At 70.9% G+C, this 19,576-nt stretch carries 17 protein-coding genes, 1 tRNA gene and 1 pseudogene; 15 read left to right on the top strand and 4 right to left on the bottom strand.

The window, feature by feature from the left end:
• Window positions 1–199: 199 nt before the first annotated feature.
• The 14 genes from ACZ6R6_RS14005 to ACZ6R6_RS13940 all read left to right on the top strand — a co-directional run bounded on the left by ACZ6R6_RS14005 (window position 200) and on the right by ACZ6R6_RS13940 (window position 15,503).
• Entirely contained in the window at window positions 200–1,570 is a 1,371-nt protein-coding gene (locus ACZ6R6_RS14005) for a metallophosphoesterase (protein ID WP_470093255.1), read from the top strand.
• A gap of 146 nt (window positions 1,571–1,716) precedes the next feature.
• On the top strand, window positions 1,717–3,783 hold the full coding sequence (gene tmk / locus ACZ6R6_RS14000) for a dTMP kinase (protein ID WP_470093253.1): 2,067 nt from the start codon (window positions 1,717–1,719) through the stop codon (window positions 3,781–3,783).
• A 21-nt stretch (window positions 3,784–3,804) separates the two neighbouring features.
• Complete coding sequence (locus ACZ6R6_RS13995; RefSeq protein WP_470093251.1) at window positions 3,805–4,986, top strand: DNA polymerase III subunit delta'; 1,182 nt, start codon at window positions 3,805–3,807, stop codon at window positions 4,984–4,986.
• Between the two features lie 102 nt (window positions 4,987–5,088).
• Complete coding sequence (locus ACZ6R6_RS13990) at window positions 5,089–5,595, top strand: SigE family RNA polymerase sigma factor (RefSeq protein ID WP_470093249.1); 507 nt, start codon at window positions 5,089–5,091, stop codon at window positions 5,593–5,595.
• A complete protein-coding gene (locus ACZ6R6_RS13985; RefSeq protein ID WP_470093248.1) occupies window positions 5,592–7,235 on the top strand; it encodes a hypothetical protein in 1,644 nt (547 codons plus the stop codon). The genes ACZ6R6_RS13990 and ACZ6R6_RS13985 overlap by 4 nt, the downstream gene beginning before the upstream one ends.
• A 220-nt stretch (window positions 7,236–7,455) precedes the next feature.
• Window positions 7,456–8,181 (top strand): hypothetical protein, encoded by a 726-nt coding sequence (locus tag ACZ6R6_RS13980; protein ID WP_470093246.1) that lies wholly within the window; start codon window positions 7,456–7,458, stop codon window positions 8,179–8,181.
• On the top strand, window positions 8,178–9,332 hold the full coding sequence (locus tag ACZ6R6_RS13975; protein ID WP_470093244.1) for a glycosyltransferase family 4 protein: 1,155 nt from the start codon (window positions 8,178–8,180) through the stop codon (window positions 9,330–9,332). Before ACZ6R6_RS13980 ends, ACZ6R6_RS13975 begins: the two co-directional genes overlap by 4 nt.
• Window positions 9,333–9,512: 180 nt before the next feature.
• Window positions 9,513–10,040 (top strand): SigE family RNA polymerase sigma factor, encoded by a 528-nt coding sequence (locus ACZ6R6_RS13970; RefSeq protein ID WP_451929933.1) that lies wholly within the window; start codon window positions 9,513–9,515, stop codon window positions 10,038–10,040.
• Window positions 10,037–10,696, top strand: coding sequence for a permease-like cell division protein FtsX (locus tag ACZ6R6_RS13965; protein WP_470093241.1), 660 nt, complete (start codon window positions 10,037–10,039; stop codon window positions 10,694–10,696). The genes ACZ6R6_RS13970 and ACZ6R6_RS13965 overlap by 4 nt, the downstream gene beginning before the upstream one ends.
• Before the next feature lie 142 nt (window positions 10,697–10,838).
• Window positions 10,839–11,702 carry a PSP1 domain-containing protein gene (locus ACZ6R6_RS13960; protein WP_470093650.1) on the top strand — a complete coding sequence of 288 codons (864 nt, stop codon included), beginning with the start codon at window positions 10,839–10,841 and terminating at the stop codon, window positions 11,700–11,702.
• A 538-nt stretch (window positions 11,703–12,240) separates the two neighbouring features.
• On the top strand, window positions 12,241–13,092 hold the full coding sequence (locus tag ACZ6R6_RS13955; RefSeq protein ID WP_470093239.1) for an alpha/beta fold hydrolase: 852 nt from the start codon (window positions 12,241–12,243) through the stop codon (window positions 13,090–13,092).
• A 260-nt stretch (window positions 13,093–13,352) separates the two neighbouring features.
• Window positions 13,353–14,795: an alpha/beta hydrolase gene (locus ACZ6R6_RS13950; protein WP_470093237.1), complete on the top strand. Its 1,443-nt coding sequence runs from the start codon at window positions 13,353–13,355 to the stop codon at window positions 14,793–14,795.
• 66 nt (window positions 14,796–14,861) lie between these two features.
• Window positions 14,862–14,938 (top strand) — tRNA-Thr (locus tag ACZ6R6_RS13945).
• A 154-nt stretch (window positions 14,939–15,092) separates the two neighbouring features.
• A complete protein-coding gene (locus ACZ6R6_RS13940) occupies window positions 15,093–15,503 on the top strand; it encodes a hypothetical protein (RefSeq protein ID WP_470093235.1) in 411 nt (136 codons plus the stop codon).
• A 69-nt stretch (window positions 15,504–15,572) separates the two neighbouring features.
• On the opposite strand, the gene ACZ6R6_RS13935 is transcribed toward ACZ6R6_RS13940, so the two are convergent.
• From ACZ6R6_RS13935 to ACZ6R6_RS13925, 3 genes and pseudogenes are all read right to left on the bottom strand, one after another.
• Window positions 15,573–16,274: a site-specific integrase gene (locus ACZ6R6_RS13935; RefSeq protein ID WP_470093233.1), complete on the bottom strand. Its 702-nt coding sequence runs from the start codon at window positions 16,272–16,274 to the stop codon at window positions 15,573–15,575.
• Between the two features lie 445 nt (window positions 16,275–16,719).
• A complete protein-coding gene (locus ACZ6R6_RS13930; protein ID WP_470093231.1) occupies window positions 16,720–16,926 on the bottom strand; it encodes a helix-turn-helix domain-containing protein in 207 nt (68 codons plus the stop codon).
• Window positions 16,923–18,386 (bottom strand): annotated as a pseudogene (locus tag ACZ6R6_RS13925) (replication initiator). Before ACZ6R6_RS13925 ends, ACZ6R6_RS13930 begins: the two are co-directional and overlap by 4 nt.
• Before the next feature lie 160 nt (window positions 18,387–18,546).
• On the opposite strand from ACZ6R6_RS13925, the gene ACZ6R6_RS13920 reads away from it, so the two are divergent.
• Complete coding sequence (locus tag ACZ6R6_RS13920) at window positions 18,547–19,419, top strand: GntR family transcriptional regulator (protein WP_470093229.1); 873 nt, start codon at window positions 18,547–18,549, stop codon at window positions 19,417–19,419.
• A gap of 42 nt (window positions 19,420–19,461) precedes the next feature.
• Here the strand turns inward: ACZ6R6_RS13920 and ACZ6R6_RS13915 are convergent, their stop codons facing one another.
• Window positions 19,462–19,563 (bottom strand): transposase domain-containing protein, encoded by a 102-nt coding sequence (locus ACZ6R6_RS13915; protein WP_470093648.1) that lies wholly within the window; start codon window positions 19,561–19,563, stop codon window positions 19,462–19,464.
• Window positions 19,564–19,576 lie beyond the last annotated feature (13 nt).

Raw genomic sequence — 19,576 nt, 5'->3', positions numbered from 1 at the left:
GTCGGGCCTGATCGGGCCTGACAGGACGCACCCGCGTCGCGTGACCTCAGGGAGGCGGGTGCCGTCCACGCCGCCCTGAGGCACCGCCCTGAGAAGCTGTCCTGAAGCCCCGCCCCGAAAGGGAACGGATCCGCCGCCCCGGGCGTTCTTCGGAACGCGCCGGGTACGGCGGGCAGGCTCGGCGCGGGAGAGATGGACGGTGACGATCGTGGGGTTCGTGTCGCTGGTCGTGGGAGCGGTGGCACTGATCCACTACTACCTCTGGCGCCGCCTGGTCCGCGCCACCACGGTCGCGGGCCGGACCCGCCGGGTGCTGACCTGGATCCTGGCCGGTCTCGCCGTGCTCGTCCCGGTGACGCTCGTCGGCTCGCGGAGCCAGTGGGGGCACTTCCTGGCCTGGCCGGGGTTCTTCTGGATCGCGATCATGTTCTATCTGTCGGTGTTCCTGGTGCTCCTGGAGATCCCCCGCGCCCTGGCCCTGCTCGCCCTGCGCCGTTCCGACCGCCGCCGCGCCGAGGCCCGCCCCGCCCCGCGCCCGGCCGACCGCCAGGACCGCGCGGCCCGGCACCCCGAGCCCGCGCTGACCGCCCCGGTGCCGGAGTCCGCCGCGAGCGTGCCGGGCTCCGGGCCCGCGCCGGCCGCCCCGGAGCCCGAGCCGGCGCGGCCGCCGACCGGTCCGGAGGACGGCTCGGCGAGCGGTGCCGCGGCCCCGGCGGGAGACGGGCCGGAGGAGGCGATCGGCCGCAGGCTCTTCATCACCCGTACGGCCGCCGCCGTCGCCGGGGTGGGGGCCCTGGCCACGGTCGGATCCGGGATCAGGACCGCCCTCGGCGACCCGGTGATCGAGTCGGTCAAGGTCGCCCTGCCCAGGCTGGATCCGCGTCTGCGCGGCCTGAGGTTCGCGGTGGTCAGCGACATCCACCTGGGCCCGCTCACCGGCGTCGGGCACACCCAGCGCATCGTCCGCATGATCAACTCGCTGGAGGCCGACGTGGTCGCCATCGTCGGCGACCTGGTCGACGGCACGGTCGCCGAGCTGGGACCGCTGGCCAGGCCGTTGAAGAGTCTCGAATCCCGCTACGGCGCATACTTCGTCACCGGCAACCACGAATACTACGCCGCCAACGGCCCGCAGGAGTGGATCGAGGAGCTCCGCGGCCTCGGTGTCCGGCCGCTCGGCAACGAGCGTGTCGAGATCGCCCACCGGGGAGCCGTGCTCGACCTCGCCGGGGTCAAGGACATCAACGGCACGGCCTCGGGCGACGGTCCCGACTTCGAGCGGGCGCTCGGCGGCCGGGACCGCTCCCGGTCCACGGTCCTCCTCGCCCACCAGCCGGTCCAGGCCGTCCAGGCTGCCGAGTACGGTGTCGACCTCCAGCTGTCCGGCCACACCCACGGCGGCCAGATGGTCCCCTTCAACCTGATCGTCCCGTTGCAGCAGCCGGTCGTCTCCGGCCTCGGCGAGGTGGACGGCACCCAGGTCTACGTCACCCGGGGTGCGGGCTTCTGGGGGCCGCCCGTCCGGGTCGGAGCCCCGCCCGAGATCACCCTTCTGGAGCTCCACGGCTAGGAGACTCCGGCACCGGGGGGTTCTTTTCGCGGAGGCCACCTGCGGGGGACAGTCCGTACGTATTACCCTCATGCGACGAGCAGCCGGGCATATCCACCTGGCTCATGTTTTCCCCAGCCCAGCGAGCACCTGGATACGCTGACATCATGACCACCCCTGGCCGGAACACCGCGCGCCGCAAGTCCCCCCACGTGCTGGCCAACGCCCCGTTCCGCAAGCTGTGGACGGCCATGTCGGTGTGCAGCCTCGGAGACTGGCTGAACATCATCGCGTTGACCGCCCTCGCCGGAAACCTCACCAGTGGGGCCGGTTACCAGGCCCAGAGCCTGGCGATCGGCGGCGTCTTCGTCGCGAAGATGCTCCCGGCGATCCTGCTGGGCCCGCTCGCGGGCGCGTTCGCCGACCGGTTCGACCGCCGGCTGACGATGTTCTTCTCCGACCTGCTCCGCTTCGCGCTGGTCCTGTCGATCCCGCTGATCGGCAACTACCAGTGGGTGATCATCGCCACATTCCTGGTCGAGTGCGTCAACCTCTTCTGGGTCCCGGCCAAGGACGCCACGGTGCCCAACCTGGTGCCCAAGGAGCGGCTGGAGGAGGCCAACCAGCTCAACCTGCTGGTCACCTACGGCACCGCCCCGGCGGCCGCGCTCCTGTTCGCCGTGCTGTCGGTCGCCGACGACGCCCTGGGCAGGTTCGTCCCGTACTTCGCCGACCGTGACACCTACCTGGCGCTGTTCATCAACGCCTTCGCGTATCTGGTGTCGGCCCTCATCATCTTCATGCTCAAGGACATCCCGAAGGCCAACGGGGGGACCGCCGCGATCTCCACGCCGTCGGTGCTCCGGCAGATCATCGACGGCTGGCGCTTCGTCGGCGCGAACCGGCCGATCCGGGGTCTGGTCATCGGCATGCTCGGCGCGTTCGCCGCGGGCGGCGCGGTGGTCGGCGTCGCCAAGATCTACGTGGTGGCGCTGCAGGGCGGCGACGCGGCCTACGGCGTGGTGTTCGGCGCGGTCTTCGTCGGCATGGCCTCCGGCATGTTCTTCGGTCCCAGGCTGCTGCGCGAGCTGTCCCGGCGGCGGCTGTTCGGACTGTCGATCATCGTGGCCGGGGTGGTCCTCGCCGCGATCGCGCTCATCCACAACCTGGTGATCGTCGTCCTGCTCACCGTGGTGCTGGGGGCGTGCGCCGGGATCGCCTGGATCATCGGCTACACCATGATCGGGCTGGAGGTGGAAGACAGCCTGCGCGGCCGTACGTTCTCCTTCCTGCAGTCGCTCGCCCGGGTCACCCTGCTGCTGGTGGTCGCGGTCGCCCCGACACTGGCGGGCCTGTTCGGCAGGCACGACCTCGTCATCGGCCGGGAGACCTTCTACCAGTTCGACGGGTCCAACCTGGTGCTGCTGATCGGCGCGCTGCTCGCGGTGGCCGTCGGGTTCCTCGCGCTGCGGCACATGGACGACCGCAGGGGTGTGTCGCTCGTCTCCGACCTGGTCGCGGCGGTGCGCGGCGAGCGGTTCACGCCCGAGGAGGCCGAGCAGCCGCGCGGGATGTTCATCGCGTTCGAGGGCGGCGAGGGGTCGGGCAAGACCACGCAGTCCAGGCTGCTGGCGATCTGGCTCCGGGACCAGGGCTTCGACGTCGTGCAGACCCGGGAGCCGGGCTCGACCAAGGTGGGCATGAGGCTGCGCGCGATCCTGCTGGACGCCGTGCACCAGGGGCTGTCGGCGCGCTCGGAGGCGCTGCTGTACGCGGCCGACCGGGCCGAGCACGTGGAGAAGGTCATCCGGCCGGCGCTCTACCGGGGCTCGATGGTGATCTCCGACCGTTACGTGGACTCCTCGCTGGCCTACCAGGGCGCCGGCCGGGCCCTGGAGCCGGCCGACGTGGCGAGGATCAACAACTGGGCCACCGGGGGGCTCGTCCCCGACCTGACCGTGCTCATCGACACCCCGCCGTCGGTCGGCCTGACCCGGCTGGGCGGGGCCGCCGACCGGATCGAGTCCGAGCCGCTGGAGTTCCACGAGCGGGTCCGCCGCGAGTTCCGCTCGCTGGCCGCCGCCGACCCGGAGCGCTACCTCGTCGTCGACGGGACCCTCACCCAGGAGCAGATCTCCCTGCTCATCCACGACCGGGTCCGCGAGGTGCTGCCCGACCCGGTGCCGCAGGAGTCGGAGGACGCCACCGGCACCATCCCCGTCATCCGCGACTGACACCGGCGGTAGGTTGAGGGCGTGGGAGTCTTCGATGACCTTGTGGGTCAGGAGCGGGCGGCCGTGACGCTCCGCCGGGCGGCGGCGGCCGGGGCCGAGCTCCTGGCCGGCGGACCGGGCACCGGGATGACCCATTCGTGGCTGTTCACCGGGCCGCCCGGGTCCGGCCGGGAGGAGGCCGCGCGGGCGTTCGCCGCCGCGCTGTTCTGCCCCGACCAGGGGTGCGGCCACTGCGACATGTGTCATCAGGTGGCGATCGGCTCCCACCCGGACCTGGAGATCGTCCGGCCGCAGGGGCTCTCCTACGGCATCAAGGACACCCGCCAGCTCATCCTCCGCGCGGCCGGGGCGCCCACCCTGGGCCGCTGGCGCGTCGTGCTGTTCGAAGACGCCGACCGTGCCACCGAGGGCGCCTCCAACGCGCTGCTCAAGGCGATCGAGGAGCCGCCGCCGAAGACGGTCTGGCTGCTCTGCGCGCCCTCCCCGGACGACATGATGATCACCATCAGGTCCCGCTGCCGGCTCGTCACGCTCGTCACCCCGCCCGCCGCCGCGGTCGCCCACGTGCTGGCCACCCGGGAGAACGTGCCCCCGGTGATGGCGGAGTTCGCCGCCAGGGCCGCCCAGGGGCACATCGAGCGGGCCCGCAGGCTGGCCCTGGACGAGGAGGCGCGCAAGCGCCGCGAGGCGGTGCTGTCCATCCCCGGCTCGCTCACCGGGGTGGGAGAGTGCGTGGCGGCCGCCGAGCGGCTGGTGAAGACCGCCGAGGACGAGGCCGCGGCCGTCACCTCGGTGCTGAACGAGTCCGAGATCACCGAGCTGCGCAAGATCTACGGTGAGGGCTCCTCGGGCAAGGGGCTCAACAGGGGCCTGATCCGGGGTGGGGCCGGAGCGCTCAAGGAGCTGGAGGACCGGCAGAAGTCCCGGGCCACCCGGACCAAGCGCGACGTCATCGACGCGGCGCTGCTCGACCTGGTGGCGTTCTACCGCGACGTGCTGGCGGTGCAGTTCGGCGCGCACGTGGAGCTGGCCACCGAGGACCGCCGGGCCGACCTGGAGGGTCTGGCCCGCGCCTCCACCCCGGAAGACACCCTGCGCAGGATCGACGCGATCATGCACTGCCGCGAGCGGCTGGCGGCCAACGTCAACCCGCAGATGGCCGTCGAGGCGATGACCATCTCGCTGCACCGACCCCGGCTCTGATCCGGCCGGTGACCTGGCCGGTGACCCGATCGGTGATCTGGTCGGTGTCTCCGAGCAACCTGGAGGCGGCTACGGCGTCTCCTGGTCATGCAGGCCGAAACCTTGGACCTAGGGAGACCGGAGCCCGCTGAGACGATCAGCGGGCTCTACGCCGAGCACGCGCTCGGGCTGACCCGGCTGGCCCTGGTCATGATCGGGGACCGTGAGTCCGCCGAAGACGTGGTGCAGGAGGCGTTCCTCGGCCTCCACCGCCGGTTCGACCAGTTGAGGGACCCGGACCGGGCGCTCGTCTACCTGCGCAGTTCCGTGCTGAACAACGCGCGCAGCGTGCTGCGGCGCAGGCGGCTGCCCTCATGGTTCGCCGGGACCTACGCGCCGCCCGTCTGGTCGGCCGAGTCCGAGGTGATGCTCGGGGCCGAGCGCCGGGCCGTCATGGAGGCCCTTCAGCGGCTGCCGAGGCGCCGCCGTGAGGTGCTGCTGCTGCGCTTCTACGCCGAGCTGTCGGAGGAGGAGACCGCCCAGGCGATGGGGGTCAGCCGCGGCACCGTCAAGTCCACCACCCACCGGGCGCTGGACGCGCTCGGCCGTCTGCTGGGGGAGAACCAGTGAACGAGATCGTCAACCGGCTGCGGGACGCGGCCGGGGCCGTCGGGGAGACCGTCCGCGACGTCCCCGCCTTCCGGCCGGAGGCACGCCGTAGCCGTAGGAGAAGACCGTGGCTGGCACCGCTGGTGGCCGCGGCGGCGGTGACCGGGGTGATCGCCGGAGGGGTCGTGGCCGTCAAGGGGGGACCGGGCGAGGACGTCGCCGGGTCGACGGCCGCGGGAGCGGCTCCGGAGTATTACGCGGTGACCGGTGGTGACGGGATCACCTTCTACCGGGCGGACACCGGCCGGCCGGTGGGGAGCCTCCCGGGGAGGGACCCGGACAGGCGTTTCTCGCTGGTGGACTCCGCGCAGGGCGTGTTCTACGCCACGGTCAAGCTGGGCGCCTGCGAGGCGCTGTTCATGCGGGTGACGCTCGGCCGGGAGGGCGAGGTCCTGCGGGCCGACACGCTGCCGATCGCCGTGCCGGACGGCATGACGCCCACCTCGCTCGCGGTCAGCGCGGACGGCGTCAAGCTGGCCTACGGCCTGCAGACGTGTGAGGCCCCGGCCTCCGTCACCGGGCAGCTCGGGGTGACCGACCTGACCACCGGCAAGAGCCGGACGTTCGTCTCGCGCCACAACAGCGACGTCACGAGCGTGTCGATCACCGCGGACGGCCGGACGGTCGCCTTCCAGCGCGGTCCCGCCTGGTCCGACCCGGATGGGAGCGTCACGATCACGGCCACGCGGGCCCCCGATCCGGTGGCCTCCCCGACGGTGCCGCTCCCCGATCCGGTGGCCTCCCCGACGGTGCCGGTCCCCACGGCGACGCGGACGGAGCCGGTGTATGTGACCCCCACGCCCACACCCACGGAGCCGGTGTATGTGACCCCCTCGCGGATACCCACGGGGCCGGGGGGCGCGCAGCCCGAGAGGAAGCCGTCACAGACGCCCACCGCGCCGATGACCACGCCCCCCGACCCGCCGGCGGGCCCGGTGCCCACGGTGACCGTGACGGTCACGCCGGAAGCCTTCCTCCCGGGTGAGAAGGGGGCCGTCGCCTCCGCGACTCCCACGGAGCCCGCCAAGCCGTGGCCGTCGGAGACCGTCAAGCCGGACCCGTCGGAGCCCGCCAAGCCGTGGCCGTCGGAGACCGTGACGGCTCTGCCGGTGCCGGTGCCCACGGCGCCCGAGGAGCTCCCCTCCGCCACGTTCGGGCCGGAGCCGCCGCCCGGGGCCGAGCCGTTCGAGGTGTGGGTGCTCGACACCGAGGCGGCCGGAGAGGATCTGGACAGCGCGAGGAGGGTCGAGTTCAAGGCGGCTCCCGGCACGCCCACCGGCCTGCACGGGGTGCGGATCGGCGCGGACGGCCGGTCGTTCGTCGCCGCGCTGACCCGGACCGCCCAGGAGAAAACCGATCAGTCCACGGGCGGGGCGGGGATGGCCGCGATCGCGCTGTTCGACGCCGGGGACGGCCGTCAGACGGACGTGATCTACCAGGACGACCGGGGCGATCTGCGGCTCGTCGACGGGGACGCCTCGGGCGAGCACCTCGTCGTCCAGCGGGGGCCGGAGCTCGGGGTGATCAGCTCGGGCCACTACCGGGCGCTCCCCGGCGCCGCGGAGCTCGGTGACACGGGAGATCTGAGAATCGGCTGGTGAGGAGATGAGGGCCGTCACGACCCAGCGGCCCTCATCCCCTTTTTTATCTCGAAGGGAACCAATCACAGCTAATGCCACTCAAAGGATGAGTGTGGATCGTTAGAATTCCCAGCGAATTTCCATGCATTCGTTACGAATCTATTGGACAGTGTCCTGCTCTACGGGGATGAGCAGGAAGACCGGGGGACTTTTGAGGAGTATCGAAGCACGTCTAGAGGTGATGTCGCCGGGGGTCAGGCGGGCCGTCACCAGCCGGGTGGACAACGACGACGTGCTGCGGATCGAGTGGCCGGAGCCGGTGGACGGGGAGACCGTTCTACGGCACGTGGAGACAGGGGAGGAGCGCGAGGGGACCGACCTCGCCGGGCTGCGGCCGGGCATCTGGATGGCGTCACACCGGGGCGAGCCCCTCGCCACCGATGATCCGGGATTCTCGCTGGACGGGCTGCTCGCCTACGCCGAGACGCCCCGCGACCGGGAGATCCGGGCATTCAGAACATCCATCGGCACCCTCGCCCTCACCGTGCGCATGGTCGAACCGTACGTCGAGGTGGCCACCGTGGTCTCCGACGACGGTGTGATCGAGGTCGAGGGCACGATCGCCTACGGCGAGCCGATCGAGGGATCGGCCAGGCTCCTGGCCGTGGCCAGGAAGGGGCCGGAGCCGGTGGGCGGACCGGCGCTCTTCCGGGGACGGCACTTCGAGGGGGTCCTCCAGGTCGCGCCGCTGGCCGAGACGCAGACACGGCGGCGGGTCTTCTGGGACCTGCACGCCGAGGTCGCCGGGGTACGGCTGCCGCTGGCGGCCCGCCTCGACGACGTCACCGACAAGAAGACCAAGGTGCGCTTCCCCGCCCAGCGCGTGGGACAGATCAGGGTGCGGCCCTACTACACCGACACCGACAGCCTCGCCGTCGCGCTCACGGTCGAGGAGGAGACCTCGTGAAGATCTCCTTCCTGATCCTCAACGCCTACGGCATGGGGGGCACGATCCGGGCCACCTTCGACCTGGCCACCGAGATGTCCGAGCGGCACGACGTCGAGGTGATCAGCGTCTTCCAGCACGCCGACCTGCCCTTCCTGCCGCTGGGGTCCAGGGTCCGGCTGCGCTCGCTGGTGGACCTGCGGGAGGGGGCCAGGGTCCGCTGGCCGTACACCAAGCGGGCGGAGCGGCTGAGCGAGCAGCCGAGCGAGCTCGTCCACCCCGAGGAGCGCGCCTACGCCTCCTTCAGCGCGTGGAGCGACGACGTGCTCAGGCGCGAACTGCGGCGGCTCCGCACCGATGTGCTGATCACCACCCGGGCCGGGCTGAACATCATGGCCGCCCGGTTCGCCCGGCGGCGGACCGTCACGATCGCCCAGGAGCACCTGCACTTCGCGGCCCACCAGCCCGGCATCTTCGAGGAGATCCGGCAGTGGTACCCGAAGCTCGACGCGGTCGTCACCCTCACCGAGGCCGACGAGCACGACTACCGGACCATGCTCGACCGGGCGCGGACCCGGGTCTACACCATCGGCAACGGGCTGGCCGGAGGGCCTCGCCCCCGGTCCAGGCAGGACAACCGGATCGTGCTGGCCGCCGGGCGGCTGGTGCCGGTCAAGGGGTACGACCGGCTGCTGAAGGCGTTCGCCCAGGTGGTCCGGGAACACCCGGACTGGAGGCTGCGGATCTACGGCGAGGGCCGGATCAGCGACAAGCTGGTCAGGCTGGCCGTCAAGCTGCGCCTGCACAACAACGTCACGTTCATGGGTCCCACCGGTGACATCGAGGGCGAACTGGCCAAAGCCTCGATCCACGCGGTCAGCTCCCGGTTCGAGGGCTTCGGCATGACCATCATCGAGGCGTTCGCGTGCGGGGTGCCGGTGGTCAGCTTCGACTGCCCCCGGGGACCCCGGGAGATCATCACCTCGGGCCACGACGGGCTGCTGGTCCCGCCCGACGACGTGGACGCCCTGGCCGGAGGGCTGCTCAAGATGATCGAAGACGAGGAGGGCCGGCACCGGATGGCCCGCAACGCCCTGGAGACGGCCAAGGGCTACGACATCTCCATGATCGTGGAACGCTGGGAGAGATCCTTCGCCGAACTCGTCCGCTGAGCGGCTCCGCGCCCCGGCGGGACCCGCGGCCCACGCGGAACCCGCCGGCCGCGCGGACTCGGCAGGCCGGGCGGAATCGGTGGGCCGTACGGCGTCTGCGGGCCGCGCGGACTCGGCAGGCCGGGTGGAATCGGTGGGCCGGGCGGAGCAGCAGACGGCTCCGCCCGGCGTCTCTGTGATGTGAAAGCCGAACTGCTCTCCCACAGAGAGCCTCTGGCCGGCGACCGCGTCGACATCGCGACGCTGTTCGCCGAGCACCATCTCGGGCTGGTACGGCTGGCGCTCCTCATGGTGGGCGACCAGGCCACGGCCGAAGACGTGGTGCAGGAGGCGTTCGCCCGTACCCACGCGGGACGGCGCCGCCTGCGCGATCCCGGGCGCGCGCTGACCTACATCCGCTCGGCGGTGCTCAACGGCGCCCGTTCGGTGCTGCGCCGCCGGGCGGTGGCCTTCCGGCGGGCCGTGCCGTACGAGCCGCCCGTCTGGTCGGCCGAGCACGCGGCGCTGCTCGGCGAGGAGCGCCGCGAGGTGCTGGTGGCGCTGCGCGGGCTGCCCAGAAGGCAGCGGGAGGCGCTGACGCTGCGCTACTACTTCGACCTGTCCGATCTGGAGATCGCCGAGACCATGGGGATCGGTGCCGGTACGGCCCGGTCGACGATCGCGCGTGGGCTGGCCGCCCTCGCCCGAGTGCTGGGGGACCAATCATGACCGCCACCGAGAACCGCCTGCGTGAGGCCCTGTCCGCCGCCGCCGCGACCGCCGCCGACGTCCGGCCGCTGACCGCCCCGGCCCGCCGCCGGTCCCGGGTCCCGTTCCGGATCGCCGCCGCCCTGGCCGTCGCCGTGATCGCCTTCGGAGCCGTACGGCTCAGCGCCCCCTCCCCGGCCCCGGACGGTGAGATCACCGCCATGGCCATGAGCGCCGTCGAGCCGTCCGGAGCGCCCGAGGTCTCGGTCTTCCTCTGCAAGGACGGCGCCCCCTTCCCGAACTGCGCGGGCAGGGGGATCACCGAGACGGAGCGGGAGGATCTCCGGCGGACGCTGGAGAGCCGGCCCGAGGTGGAGGGCGTCCTGTTCGAGGACCGGCAGCGGGCCTGGGAGAAGTTCCGGCGCCAGTACGAGGACGATCCGCAGATGCTCGCGGCGATAGTCCCCGCGGACCTGCCGGAGTCGTTCCGCGCCCGGATCAGGCCGGAGGCGGACTCCAGGGCCGTGGCCCGGGCCGCGGCCGGGCTCCCCGGCGTGTCCGTCGTCGTCGACAGCGCCTGCCTGCTCAAACGAGCCTCCCTGGTGTCGCTCGCCAGGCGCGTCCTCCTGGGAGCGGACGACGAGGAGAGGTGCTCCTTCACGGACAAGGGGAGATGACCGGCTCCTGCCGGGGCGGTGAGGGTACGGCGCACACCCCTGGCAGGTACCCGCCACCGGAGTCCACGGGGACGGACCCGGCGCGTAGGGTGGCGGGGTGGGCGCTTAGCCGTACCCCCAGCAGCTTTGGAGCCACATGAGCATGATCATGGCCGTGAGCTTCACCCGTTACGGCCGTCTTTACTATCTCGATCCAGGCGAGCACAGTCCCAAGGTCGGCGACAAGGTGCTCGTGCCCACCGACACCGGGCCGGAGGTGGCCGAGTGCGTGTGGGCGCCGCAGTGGACCAGCGAGGAGGTCGGCGGCCTGCCGGTGTGCGCGGGCATCGCGGATGAGGAGCACCTGGCGCGCGACGAGGGCAACAGGCGGCGGCGGGCGGAGGCCCGCAGTGTCTCCAAGCGCCTGATCAAGCGGCACACGCTGCCCATGAAGGTCGTCGGCGTCGACTACCTCGACTCCGACAACGTCTACACCGTCTACTTCTCGGCCCCCCACCGCGTCGACTTCCGCGCCCTGGTGCGTGATCTGGCCCGCAACCTCCGGGCCCGGGTGGAGCTGCGCCAGATCGGCCCCCGTGACGAGGCCCGCCTCCAGGGCGGCATCGGCCCCTGCGGCCGTGACCTGTGCTGCGCGACCTTCCTCAAGGACTTCGAGCCGGTCTCCGTGCGCATGGCCAAGGACCAGGACCTGCCGGTCAACCCGCTGCGCATCGCGGGGGCGTGCGGGCGGCTGATGTGCTGCCTCAAATACGAGCATCCGCTCTACGTCGAGGCCAACGCCAGGATGCCCCGCCTCGGGCTGAAGGTGGACACCCCCGAGGGGCCGGGGACCGTGGTGGGGCGCAACGTCCCCTCCGACTCGGTGACGGTCCGGCTGGAGGAGGGCGGACGGCGCTGCGCCTGCCCCTCCGCCTCGGTCTGTTCCCCGCGTAAGCAGCACGACGCGATGTACGGCGAGGCGGCGCCGGAGGCCGGGGGCGGTCCGGGTGACCGCCCGGAGGGGTAGGCGGTTCGGCCGGGCGTGAGAGGTGGGCGGTTCGGCCGGGCCTGAGAGGTGGGCGGGTCCGGCCGGGCGTGAGAGGTGGGTCCGACCGGACATGAGAGGTGGGCGGCTCGGCCGGGGTGCGCCGTCTCGGACCCTGGGTCTGCGGCGGCGGGTGCCGGACGGCCTCTCCGCCGGTGATGTCCCCTTCGCGCCTTGGAGGCCAGAGATGTCCCCTTCGCGCCTTGGAGGCCAGGGATGTCTCCCTCGCGCTGGGAGGACGGCCCCGGCCGGGTTGCGTTCACGGCGGACGGCGGACGGCGGACGGCGGACGGCGGACGGCGGCGGAGGCGCGTCCCGTGGCGCCGGACAGGCCCGGTGAGAGGTGGTCATGGCCGGTGAGCGGCCCGGGCGGGGAGTGGACGGCCCCCGCGCCACGGCCCGGGCCTCCGTGATCATCGGGTCCGGGCGGGTGGCCCCGGCGACCCGCGAGATTGATCGTGAAGTGCCCGTGCGGTAGACCGGGGTGCGGGAACGGGTGATCGGGTATGGGGGTGCGGGCATGGCGGTGATCCGGATCGGTGGCACGGAGTTCGGCTACGACGAGGCCGGCAGCGGGCCGGCGGTCGTGCTGGTGCACGCCGGCTGCGCGGACCGGCGGATGTGGGACCACCAGTTCCGGGCGCTGTCCGAGCACTACCGGGTGATCCGCTACGACTGGCGCGGATACGGCGAGTCCGGTGACGCGACCGGCGAGTTCGCCTACCACGAGGACCTGCTGGCGCTGCTGGACGCCTCCGGAGTGGACCGGGCCACGCTGGTGGGCAGCTCCGACGGCGGCAGGACCGCGCTTGACGCCGCGCTCACCGCCCCGGACCGGATCACCGCGCTGGTCCTGGTCGCCCCCGGCCTGTCCGGGCACGAATGGCCGCCGTCGATGCTCGCGCGCTACCGGGAGCGGGTGCACGACGTGATCGGGATCGACCGGCTCCGGAGCTACCGCGCGGGCGAGGTGGAGACCGTCGACGTGGCGGAGCTGGAGGCCTACTCCGCGGCGGAGACGGAGTTCCTGGTGGCCGGGCCGGGCCGTACCCGCGACGACCTCGACCCCCAGGTCTGGGAGCTGGCGCTGAAGATGGACCGCCTGCTGAACGAGCGGTCCTGGACCGGGCCGCACGGCAGCGTGCGCGGCCTGCGGCCGCCGGCGAAGGAACGGCTCGCCGAAGTCGAGGCGCCGACTCTGGTGGTCACCGGGCTGGCCGACGTGCCGGAGATCCTGGAGGTGTCCGACCTGCTGGCCCGGGAGATCAGGAAGGTCCGCCGGGTCGACCTCCCGCAGACCGGCCACCTGCCGCCGCTGGAGCGCCCGGAGGAGTTCACCGCCCTCCTGACCGACTTCCTGGCGACCCTCTAGAGAACCTCCCTGGCGACCCTCTGGAGACCTTCCTGGCGGCCCTCTGGAGACCTCCGCCCTCGCGGGTGAGCGTGACCAGGCCGTGGGGAGCGCTCCAGGCGGCTGCGGTGAAGACCTCGGGCGCGGCCGTCGCGCGGGCCCTGCCCGGCGCGGTGGCGACTCCGTCGAGGGGCGGGCCACCGGGGGCGTGCACGTAGGATTTCTCCGGAATGCGACCTGTCGCCGTCCCCTCCGAAAGGCACAGCGTGAGATTCCGCCGCATGGTCGCCGCCCTCACGGCGGTAGTGCTCTCCGCGACAGCCTGCACCGGTGTCGACCGGCCGGAGTCCGCCCTCGACTGGGCGGTCTGCGGCGACGGATTCGAGTGCGCGGAGCTGAGCGTGCCCCTCGATCACGACAGCCCCGGCGGCGAGCGGATCCAGATCAGTGTGATCCGGCTCCCCGCCTCAGGTGACCGGATCGGCTCGATCCTCGTCAACCCCGGCGGACCCGGCGGCTCCGGGGTCGAATACGCGCGCAGCGCGCGGTCGGTGCTGAGCGAGGCCGTACGGGCCCGGTTCGACGTGGTGGGGTTCGACCCGCGCGGGGTCGGCGGCTCCTCGCCGGTCCGGTGCCTGTCGTCGAGCGACCTGGACGCCTATCTCGCGCTCGACACCTCACCCGACTCGCCGGCCGAGGTCACCGCGCTGGAGGAGGGCTCGCGACGGTTCGCCGCCGGGTGCCAGGCCCGCTCGGGCAAGCTCCTGCCGCACGTCGGCACGGCCGACGCGGCACGGGACATGGACCTGCTGCGCGCGGCCCTCGGAGACGAGGGCCTCACCTATCTTGGCAAGTCGTACGGCACACAGCTCGGCGCGGTCTACGCCGACCTCTTCCCCGGTCGGGTCCGCGCCCTCGTCCTGGACGGCGCGGTGGACCCCTCGCTCTCCCCGCTGGAGCTGAACGCCGCCCAGGCCCAAGGGTTCGAGGTGGCCCTCGACGCGTTCCTCGAAAACTGCTTCACCGCCCAGGACTGCCCGTTCGACGGCCCGGTGAAGTCGGCCCGCGAGGAGATCGCCGGCCTGCTCCGCAGGGTGGACCAGGAGACCCTGGCCAACCAGAACGGCGACGGCCGTCAGATCGGCGAGGCCTGGGCCACGCTCGGCCTGCTCACCCCGCTCTATGACCGGCAGGCATGGCCGGCCCTCCGCCAGGCGCTCAACGAGGCGCTGGAGGGTGACGGGACCACGCTCCTGCGCATGGCCGACCTGTTGATCGACCGTCGCGAGGGCGGCACCTACTCCAACCAGACCGAGGCGAACATGGCCGTCAACTGCGTCGACGGCCGCTTCCCCCGTGACTCCTCCGCCTTCGCCACGGCGGCACGCGACGCCGCCGGCGACGCGCCGCTGTTCGGCACGTCCGTCATGTGGTCGTCGCTGCCCTGCGCCTACTGGCCGGTCGGGGGAGAGCCCCGCGGGAAGGTCGACGCGCCCGGCGCCGCCCCCATCATGGTCGTCGGCACCGAGCGCGATCCGGCCACGCCGTACGCATGGTCGGAGGCACTGGCCGACCAGCTCTCCTCAGGCGTGCTGGTCGGCTTCGACGGCGACGGCCACACCGCCTACCTGACCGGCTCGTCCTGCGTGGACCGAATCGTCGACGACTACCTGATCAACCTGGCCGTCCCCAAGGACGGAACCCACTGTCCCGAGATCGGTTGATCCGGGAGGCGCGGGAAGCCCACGAAAGCCTGTAGACTGCCGTAGGCCACGTGAAACACGCGGCACGCCGCCTTAGCTCAGTCGGCCAGAGCACTTCACTCGTAATGAAGGGGTCTGGGGTTCGATTCCCCAAGGCGGCTCCAGCTCAGAGGCCCTCACCGGACACCGGTGGGGGCCTTTTGCCTGTTTAACTGCGTGACTACGGCCAGGGCGGGACCGTCTACATGGCCATGTCGGCAGTAGGTGTATCCAGGCCGCGCCTGGCGGTGGATTGTCGTCCTATGCGAGATTGATCTCGTGAATTCCGCAGATCGGCCTTCGTCGTGGTTCCACGCGCTGTCCAAGTCGCAACAGGTGACCGCGATCGTAATGTCGCTGATCGGCTCCATAGGTGGAGTGGCCTGCCTCTGGCTTGGGCCGCTAATGGATCCCGCACCGTTCTTCCTGATCCTTGCTTACGTACTTCTCAGCTTGATGATCCTCAACGGCATTCCCCGTGTCCACCTATGGTTCGACGGGCGAGGCTACCTGCTCTATCTGGGTGTCTTCGCCGTGCTCAAAGGGGCGTCAGGAGACCTTGAGACCCCCGCTATCCGCGTGAGTGTCCTCGTCGTAGGGGTACTGCTGCTGACTTACCTGATCGTCCGCGCCGTACGCATCGAACGGAGGAAGCGGCAGACAGACCATGCCAAGCCGCAACTTCTCTGATGGTCCTACGGCGAGATCTCATACTGGTGTAGAGGCCCTTAGCCGTACAGACGCTGTGCGTGGTTCCGATCATGATTTGAAGATCCGGTCCATGATTGCGGCCCCCCCTTGGATGACCGGCCGGATCTGCTTCCGGTAGACCAGCTCTGTCACGGCCGTACTGCTGTGCCCGACCAACCGGGAGATCTCCTCCAGGGGAACCCCGTTGTCCGAGAGCAGCGAGACGAAGCTGTGTCGCAGCTCACGCGGCGCCCACTTCCCGGCGGCCAAGCCGGTGTTCCTGACGGTCTGGCGGAAGCCTCGCCGGACGTTGGCAGCATCCAGCCGGGTGCCGATGATGGAGGCGAAGACCAAGCTGTGATTCTCCCAGTGATTCCCTGCGGCTTCGCACTCCTTGTCCTGTTGTTCACGCTGCCATCGCAGTGCGTCTACGCAGCGCTGAGGTAGTGCGAGCGTCCGCCGGGACTTCTTGGTTTTGGTGTCTCCGCTCGCGCGCACCGAGCGCCATACGGCCACGTAGGGCGGCACGGGCGGTTCCGCCTCTAGGTCTCCCTCCAGGTCTACGTGATCCCACCTCAGCTCTCGTAGCTCCTCTGTGCGTGCCCCCGTGAGCAGAGACACCACGATGTACGCGTGCAGCCGGTTGTCCTCAGACGCCTTGAGCACGGCTTCCGCCTGAGCCAGGGTGAGCGCCTTGGAGGGACGGCCCTCCTTGCCCCTCGGGACCGAGCACAGCTCCACGACGTTCCGCTTGACCTTGTCTCTCGCCATCGCGCGCTTGACCGAGCGGTTAGGTAGGAGCGGAGAAGCTGCACGGTGCTGGTGCTGAGGGTGGCGGCCTTGTCGGCGAGCCATTTGTCCACATCCTGTGCACTCAGGTCGCGCAGCTTCCGTGCTCCCAGTGCGGGTATGATGTGATTCCGGCAAAGGATCTTGCCGGTCTCCACCGTGGACGTATCCCGCCTGCTGAGTTCGTAGGTCAGCCAGTCGTTCACGGCATGCGCGACCGTGTAGTCCGATGGAGCGATGGCAAGGCCGTCCTCATAGTCGTGTAACACCTCCTTGAGCTTCTCCTTGGCCTCCGTCTTGGTCCTGCCGCTGCCGCGCTTGATGACCCGCTTGCCACTCGGGTCATGTCCGAGACTGGCCGTGGCGATCCAGCGCTGTCGTTTCTCGTCCCAGTGGAGGCCGCCGTCTCCGCGGCTGCGTCGTGTGGTCATGATGCCCTCGCTTCCTGTTCGAGTAGTGCCACGTAGTCGGTGATGGCTGAGGCGGGGATCAGCCGGGCGCGGCCCTGGGTGACCGAGCGCAGACGGCCCGATCGGATCTGTTCGTAGATCACGCTGCGGCTCATGCTGAGCAGGTACATGGCCTCGCAGACGCGATACAGGCGTCGTTCGCCGGGGGATCCGGCTGCTGTCATCCGTCCTCCCGTTCCGCCTGTTCCGCCTTCTCTGCCGTGATGGCGCGGGCCAGGGAGACGCGTTGCCGGATGTGTTCGGCCATGATCGCCTCACCGGGGGTGTAGCCGGATCCGGCGAAGCGCCAGTGGCCGAGAGTGAGGGGCGTCTCGTCGCCGAGGGCGGGCAGGCCGTACCGCTCGCGTGCCTCGGTGGCCCGGTGTACGGCCCGCACCCCGCGCAGGTCGCCGAGGGTGGTGGAGTAGTGGCGGGACTTGGTGGAGAAGTGGCCCCGGAAGCCGAGCATGTGCGCCCAGGGCCGCAGCCGCAGCGCCTGGAACTCCCGGCGTGCGCCCAGCTCTCAGCAGGTGCGGATCATGCGCCGGGCGTGCTCGGTGACCGGGAGCGCGTCCAGGTGCAGACCGGGTTTGAGGCCGGTGCCGTGGCAGCGGGCGCATGAGGCGGTCAGGCTCAGCCGCCCGCGCCCCTTGCAGGTGGAGCAGGACAGGCGGTGGTCGACGGTGCCGGAGGCTTCGGCGCCCTTGGTGGCGTACTTGGCGATGTAGCCGGCCACCGCCCGCTCGCTGAGCCCCTCGGCCGTCTCGTCGAGCAGGATCGGCCGGATGTCGAGCTGATCGCCCCAGACCAAGTTCCACCGGCCGAGGTCGCTGGTCGGTGAGGCCACGCTGACCCGTCTGGCCGCCGGTGGGATGGCCCGGGTGAGCAGGTGGTGATCGGCCCAGTCCGGAGGGGGCTCGCTGCCGCCGCCGGGACCGTCGAGGCGGACGACGGCGTGAAAGTGCACCAGGCCCCGCCGCTGGTACTCGGCGACCTTGGCGAAGGAGACCCGGACCTGCTTGGCGAACGCCGTACGGCTCAGCCCCGCCTCTGCGGCCAGCGTGCGCCGGACCTCCAGAGTGAAGCGGTGCCAGAGTGCGCCCGCGTGGGCCTGCCACAGCACCGCGCCGGGGTAGTCGTAGCAGTCAGGGCAGATGGGTTGGCCGAGCTGTTCGTCTGTCGTCTCGTGGCGGGCATGGCAGCCGACCGGCCGCCCGTGCTCGCAGACCTTGTCACGGTTGCGCGGACGGCAGGCCCGCACCGTGCCGTTGTTCTCCCTTCTGGTGTGCACCGGCCCGAACGATGGCGCGGTGAGCGTGACGAACACCCGGGGGTGGGCGCTGACGGTCTCGGGGACGCCCTTGCCGCCGGACAGGCCCGCCCGGATCAGGTGGAAGGTGTCGGCCCGGTAGACCTCCGAGCAGGCCGGACACACCGAGGCCCGCCGGTTGCCGCAGGCCACCAGCAGATGCCCGGACGGCTCGTCGGCGGTGCGGTAGGCGTGCAGGACCTCGCCTGTGGCCGCGTCGACGATGGCCGACTCGCCGGCCAGGTGGATCGGGTGGGCGCAGCCGCCGGTGCCCGCGACCATCGCCCGCCACCGGTCGTAGCCCGGAGCGTTGATCACCCGGGCCAGATCGGTCATCCATTCCGGGTGCTGTGGCTGCTTGTCGTGCTCGTTCGGGTTGTTCATAGTCACCACCCCCTCCAGCGCAGTACTACCTGTAGTACATGTTGCCTTGCATTGAAGGTCTATGCAACCTGTAGTACAAGTGGTTATAGAAAACTTGCGAGAGGGAGAGGCCATGGAGACCACCGAGGACAAGGACGTCCGCTGGCGCACCATCGCAGGCGACCTACGCGCCGCCATCCTGGACGGCCGCTACCCACCCGGCGGAGCCCTGCCCAGCGAACCCGAACTCGTCCGCCGCTACGACGTCTCCCGCCCCACCGTCCGCAAGGCCATCGACACCCTGGTCTCCGAAGGACTCGCCTACGTCATGCGCGGACGCGGCTCCTTCGTCCGCCCCATGCCCGAACGCCAGGCCATCCTCATCAGCCACCAGAACCGGCCCGACCTGGCCGCCCCCGGCAACCACCCCGACATCCAAGCCTTCGGCTGGGACCTGGCCCTGCGCGATGCCGACCCCGAGGCCCCGCTGTTCACCAGCGAGAAGATCACCGCCAACCGCGACATCGCCATCATGCTCGGCGTCCGCACCGGACACCCCGTCATCCACCGCCGCAGCATGTTCCACCGCGGTCACACCGCGACCATCCACGGCGCATCGGCCCGCCTGGAGATCAACTCCTACGCCAACGCCGACATGGTCCCCGACTGGGACGACCCCAAGCGCTTCGCCCAGTACCGCAAGCGGCCCGGCTTCTTCTACCAGTCACTCATCCGCGAACACGGTCCCGTCCGGTGGATGACCCTGACCACCTCCCGTATCGCCTACGACGACGAACGCGCCGGTCTGGGCATGGACTACGCCGAGGCACTCCTGATCATCCGCCGCACCATGGCCCACGCCAACGGCCACCCGATCGAGGTCACCGAGGTCAAGGCCCCCGCCAACCGCTACGAGATCGGCTACAGCGCCGAACTGGCCGACGACCCCAGCGCGGTCTTCACCCCCGAAGAACTCGCCGACAACGGCATCGCCCTGGTGATCTAGGCCCGGCTTGATGATCAACACGCGCATTGATCACGGGATGGCTCAGAGTTTCTTTACTGGTTTGAAGTACACCCCGACCCGTGAGGGTAGATCCCGCAGCCTGCGCTGCACGGTTCTGGTGTCGGCGAGGACCGCGTCGACCAACTCGAAGGGGACA

Source organism: Streptosporangium sp. NPDC048886 (assembly GCF_055586905.1).
The sequence above is the reverse complement of the archived record's forward strand: the minus strand, read 5'-3'. Positions and strand labels throughout refer to the sequence as shown.